Origin of the sequence: Arthrobacter sp. 18067, from assembly GCF_902706295.1 — a bacterium.
Taxonomy (GTDB): domain Bacteria; phylum Actinomycetota; class Actinomycetes; order Actinomycetales; family Micrococcaceae; genus Arthrobacter.
Genome location: NZ_CACSJJ010000048.1, coordinates 1 through 4,712 on the forward strand (window position 1 = coordinate 1; position 4,712 = coordinate 4,712).

At 62.9% G+C, this 4,712-nt stretch carries 4 protein-coding genes and 1 pseudogene; all 5 read left to right on the top strand.

All coding sequences use genetic code 11. From position 1 onward, the window contains the following. Window positions 1-323: 323 nt before the first annotated feature. On the top strand, window positions 324-779 hold the full coding sequence (locus GVL04_RS23855; protein WP_159709134.1) for an iron chaperone: 456 nt from the start codon (window positions 324-326) through the stop codon (window positions 777-779). Window positions 780-1,134: 355 nt separating this feature from the next. Continuing rightward, window positions 1,135-2,181, top strand: coding sequence for a saccharopine dehydrogenase (locus GVL04_RS23860; protein WP_159709135.1), 1,047 nt, complete (start codon window positions 1,135-1,137; stop codon window positions 2,179-2,181). Then, window positions 2,178-2,798: a TetR/AcrR family transcriptional regulator gene (locus GVL04_RS23865; protein WP_159709136.1), complete on the top strand. Its 621-nt coding sequence runs from the start codon at window positions 2,178-2,180 to the stop codon at window positions 2,796-2,798. Before GVL04_RS23860 ends, GVL04_RS23865 begins: the two co-directional genes overlap by 4 nt. Beyond that, the gene (locus GVL04_RS23870) at window positions 2,789-4,042 is read left to right on the top strand and encodes an alpha-L-fucosidase (RefSeq protein WP_159709137.1); all 1,254 of its coding nucleotides are present in this window, start codon (window positions 2,789-2,791) and stop codon (window positions 4,040-4,042) included. The genes GVL04_RS23865 and GVL04_RS23870 overlap by 10 nt, the downstream gene beginning before the upstream one ends. Window positions 4,043-4,201: 159 nt before the next feature. Further along, a pseudogene (locus tag GVL04_RS23875) lies at window positions 4,202-4,712 on the top strand (HNH endonuclease); the annotation flags it as partial.

Consider the following 4,712-nt stretch of genomic DNA (forward strand, 5'->3'; position numbering starts at 1 on the left):
GACGGCGGCTGCGGTGCCGAGCAGTGCGACGGAGGCGAGGATCTTGCCGGAGGTGGTCTTGAGGGTGATGGCCATGGGAATCGGTGTCCTTTCGGGAGGCCACCGTGAGACCGGCCGGCCGTTTCTTCCAGCCTCTCTGGCTGACAAGAACTACTGTGCCGGGGCCGGATCAAGAACCCATCCTGCAAACCCGCAACACTTCCTCAGGAAAAACTCAAGACCCACCACAGCCCCAACTGAGCAGTTTCGGAGAAGCTTCCAGCGGGCCAGCACCGTAGCTTTGGGGTATCCGCAAGATATCCAGCAGAGAAGAGGGGCCTGCCATGGCCGAGACCGGAACGACTGACAAGACCAAGTCCTACGACGGCTTTACGGAGGAAGAGCGCGCCGCAATGAAGGAGCGCGCACAGGAACTGAAGAAAGCTCCGCGCAAGAAGGCGTCCAAAGCAGACGGTGAAGCTGACGTGATGGCAAAGATCGCTGAAATGCCCGAGTCTGACAAGGCCATGGCCGAACGGCTCCACGCAATCGTCACGGAACACGCGCCGGAACTGACGCCCAAGACCTGGTACGGGATGCCGGCCTACGCCAGGGACGGGAAGAACATCGTCTTCTTCCAGAGCTCACACAAGTTCAAGGCACGGTACGCCACTCTCGGCTTCGAAGAGAACGCCAAGCTCGACGACGGCGACATGTGGCCCACGTCGTTTGCCCTCAAGGAGATCACGCCGGAGGTCGAAGCGAAGATCGTCGAACTCATCAAGCGGGCCATCGCCTAACGGCCTGAAAACCGCGACGGCGGCCGGTCGCCCACACAGGCGACCAGCCGCCGTCGTTGACTCTCAAAGGAGGTCAGTAGGTGGGATCAGGGTTCGGGCGCGGCGGAACGGGCCCAGGATCGGGCACCGGCGACGGGTTGGGGCTTGGAATGGGACTGGGCGGAAACGGCGTGGTGGGATCCGGTGGCGGCGGCACTGGTCCCGGATCCGGTGGGAATGGCTCGGGCTCGTGTGTTGGAGGAAGGGTCATGATCTCTCCTTTGTGTCCTCAGGCAGATACCCGCAGCCTACGCGCCGTCGGCACGAAGGTGAACGCATCAGGCAATTTTAGGTCAAATGACCTAGAATCAATTTCATGAACGATCTCCTTGAACTCGATCCCTCCGGCCCTGTGCTGATCGCAGGCGGCTACGGCACAGTAGGAACTGCCCTCACTCAACTCGCCGCGAAGGAGTGGCCCCTACTTCTGACCGGGAGAAATCCAGGCGCCGGCAGCCATCTGGTCAGCCAACGCGTGAGTGTACAAAAATGGGACCTCAATCAGCCGGAACCCTTCAAAGCCAACGTCAGGGCCGTTATCAGCACGGTCAATGACTCCGAAGACAGGGTGCTCCGCGCAGCCGTGGGGGCCGGGATTCCGTATGTTGACGTCACTCGCTGGACCAGCCGGGTCACCAGGGCCATCGCCCAAGCCACACTCTTGCGACCGGCCGCACCCGTGCTGCTGAGTTCCGGTTGGATGGGTGGAGTGACGAGTGCCGCGGCAGCAGCATTGGCAGAGGAAACAGGCGGCGCCGACCACGTTGATGTCGCCATCCGCTACGACACCAACGACCAAGCAGGCGCCGATTCCGTCGACTTCATTGACCGGCTGGGACTGGACTTCGAAGTACGCAAAGGCGGTAAGGCCGCCGTCGTAAGTCCCCTGAGCGATACGCGGTGGGTGGACATCGCGGGCCACCGCACCAAAGTGGCAAGGCTGGACACCCCCGAGCAGTTCACGTTGCCGCTCACTATCGGCGCCGGCTCGGTGGCCACAAGGATCGGGTTCAGTTCCAATGCATCCACGACAGCGTTGCTCGCCGCGAAGGCGGTAGGGCTCTTCCGCTGGGGGAGCGGCCAGCGATGGGCGCCGCTGCGGCGCTCCCTTTTGTACTCTCCGGGCTCGGGCGGGACGGCACACGTCCGTGTGGACGTGAAAGGGCCCCTTGGAACAAGAACTGCTCTTATTTCTGATCCGCAGGGCCAGGCACATCTGACAGCATTGGGCGGTTTCCTGGGCCTTCACAACGTTCTGGCTGCCGGAGCCGCACCCGGCGTTTCCTTCCCGGAATCCGCTCCGGATGTGGGGTCCGCCCTCGCCAGGCTCGAGTCACACGGTGTGACAATATTGAGGTCATGACCGAAAGCAAGGGCGTCCTGAGGAAGGCGGCGCTCCTTGACGCTGCTGAAGAAGTTCTGGTCACCAAGGGCAACGCAAACGCTGCCATGCGGGACTTTGCTGCTGCTGCCGGAGTGCGCATCGGACATCTGCAGCACTACTTTCCCACCCGGTCCGACCTCATCCGCGCCGTCCTGGAGCGCACCCTGGAACGCTCGCTGAGGCGGCTTGAAGAAGCGGCAGGCTTCGACCTCCGAGCCGGGGCGTCGGGCACTCTGACCCGGTCCGATTCCCACCGCTTGTTGGAAGCCCTGCTCCTGGAACATTCGGACCTGGCAGATGTCAGGATGCACCTTGAGATTTGGGCGCTGGCGGCGTCGGACGAGCTGGCGGCCAGCGCCCTGCGCTCCTTCTATTCGCAGTACTCCGGGCATGTGCAAGGCGTGGTCCGGCGTGGCAGGCCGGACCTTACCGAACCCGAAATAAGCGACGTTGCTGCCACGGTAGTGAGCCTCTTTGAAGGCGCGGCCGTCACACGGTCCGACATCGCAGGACTGCGAACTGAACAAGGCGATCAAGCCATCATTCGCACGGCACAGTGGCTGATCCACGGACAGGAACCCGCCCAATGTCCCTGACGCCCACGGCCGCGCAACTCTGCTGGCAGCAGCTGGAATTCGGTGCGTTCATCCACTTCGGCATCAACACCTTCGCCGGCAAGGAATGGAGCGACGGCACCATCCCTGCCTCCACCTTCAACCCCTCAGAGCTCGACGCCGGAAGTTGGGTTCGCGTGGCAAAGGAAGCGGGTGCCAAGTACTTGGTCCTCACTGCCAAACACCATGACGGCTTCTGTCTCTGGCCGACGACCACCACTGACTACTCCGTTGCGTCATCGCCGTGGCGTGGCGGGAAAGGTGATGTGGTCCGCGACGTCGCGGAGGCCTGCGCGGAACAAGGGATAGGACTGGGACTTTACCTGTCGCCCTGGGACCGGAACGCCGGCTGCTACAGCGATTCCGCAGCGTATGACGACTTCTACATCCAGCAGCTCACGGAACTGTGCACGGGCTACGGTTCGCTCATGGAATTGTGGTTCGACGGCGCGGGCTCGGTGGGCCGGGAGTACGACTGGGACCGGATCATCGCTGTGGTTAAGGAGCATCAGCCTGAGGCCATGATCTTCAACATGGGCCAGCCGACCATCCGCTGGGTGGGCAACGAGAACGGCCTGGCGTTGGATCCCGTGAACTACGTGGTGGACCGCACGTCCGATACCCAATACACGGACTCCAGCTCGGGGCTCGGAACTGCGCACTACTTGCCGCCCGAATGCGACGTTTCCATCCGTCGTGGCTGGTTCTGGCACCCGGACGACGAAGTAAAATCCACCGAGCACCTGCTCGCGATCTACTACCAGTCCGTGGGTATGGGAGCCAACCTTCTGCTGAACCTGCCGCCGGACACCCGCGGATTGATTCCCGACGAGGACGCGCAACGGCTCCGGGAGTGGAAGGCCGAGTTGGACCGTCGGCTCTCCGGCGCGGTTGAGGCAACCATTGAACATCACGACGGCGGAGCGACCTTGAGCTTTCCGGCTGCGGTCACCTTCAACCACCTTGAGCTCGTGGAGGACCTGAGTCCGGGGCAGCGGATCACTCACCACATCGTGTCCAGCGATGATGCAGAGCTTGTTGAGGGAAAGACGGTCGGCAACCGACGGATCCATCAACTGCCCGTTGTCAACGCAAAAAGGTTGCACATGAAACTGAGCGGTGAAGGCGGGCGCCTGGCGTCGGCGCGCGTCTACACCGGGGCCCTCGATGCTGCAGTGCCAGCGATTCCCGAAGGCTACGAAGCTCCCACGGACGCGCCGGACTGACGTCTGCAGGGCCCGGGCGGGCCGGCCGTGCATGCCTGATTGGTACGCGAGCCGGCGATTTCTGCTGCGCTGGGTCACAGCTGCCCGCTGCTCGCTGCCCAGCCGCCGGGCAATGTTCCCGGGCATGGTCCTTATTTTGTCGGTGCCTCCTGCAAGAGTATGGACATGGAGCAGATTCGGGACAGGCGAGCGGGTGTGGTGGCGTCGGGGGCGCCTATGCCTGCGCTGGTTCCTGTCGGTGACGATTCCGTTCGTCCAGGCCGTGTCCGGCTCGGTGCTGTGCAGTCCGGCTCATCATTGCACCCCAGCTCCTCTCGACAGCCAAGTGCTGTTGAGTCCGGCACCGTCAGCGGTGATCTGATCAATCAATTGCGCGCTCTAGAAGACATGAAGTCGGCGATCGTTGCTTTGCAGGCAAGAATTGCCGTGGCGTTGGATCTGACCCAACGGCAAGAGCAGGCCGAGGCCGGTGTACCCGTGTCCGAACGGGGTAAGGGTGTGGGTGCCCAAGTGGCGTTGGCTAGGCGGGAGGCCCCGAATCGCGGCTCCCGGCTGTTGGGGATGGCCAAAGCCCTGGTCATGGAGATGCCACGAACCTTGGCCGCGCTGAACACGGGCCAGTTGAACGAGTGGCGGGCGGCACTGCTGGTGAAGGAAACAGCGTGCTTGT

Bases quoted from the DNA above. Each gene is read 5' to 3' on its own strand.
- GVL04_RS23865 (WP_159709136.1), top strand. From the start codon at position 2,178: ATGACCGAAAGCAAGGGCGTCCTGAGGAAGGCGGCGCTCCTTGACGCT.
- GVL04_RS23860 (WP_159709135.1), top strand. From the start codon at position 1,135: ATGAACGATCTCCTTGAACTCGATCCCTCCGGCCCTGTGCTGATCGCA.
- GVL04_RS23855 (WP_159709134.1), top strand. From the start codon at position 324: ATGGCCGAGACCGGAACGACTGACAAGACCAAGTCCTACGACGGCTTT.
- GVL04_RS23870 (WP_159709137.1), top strand. From the start codon at position 2,789: ATGTCCCTGACGCCCACGGCCGCGCAACTCTGCTGGCAGCAGCTGGAA.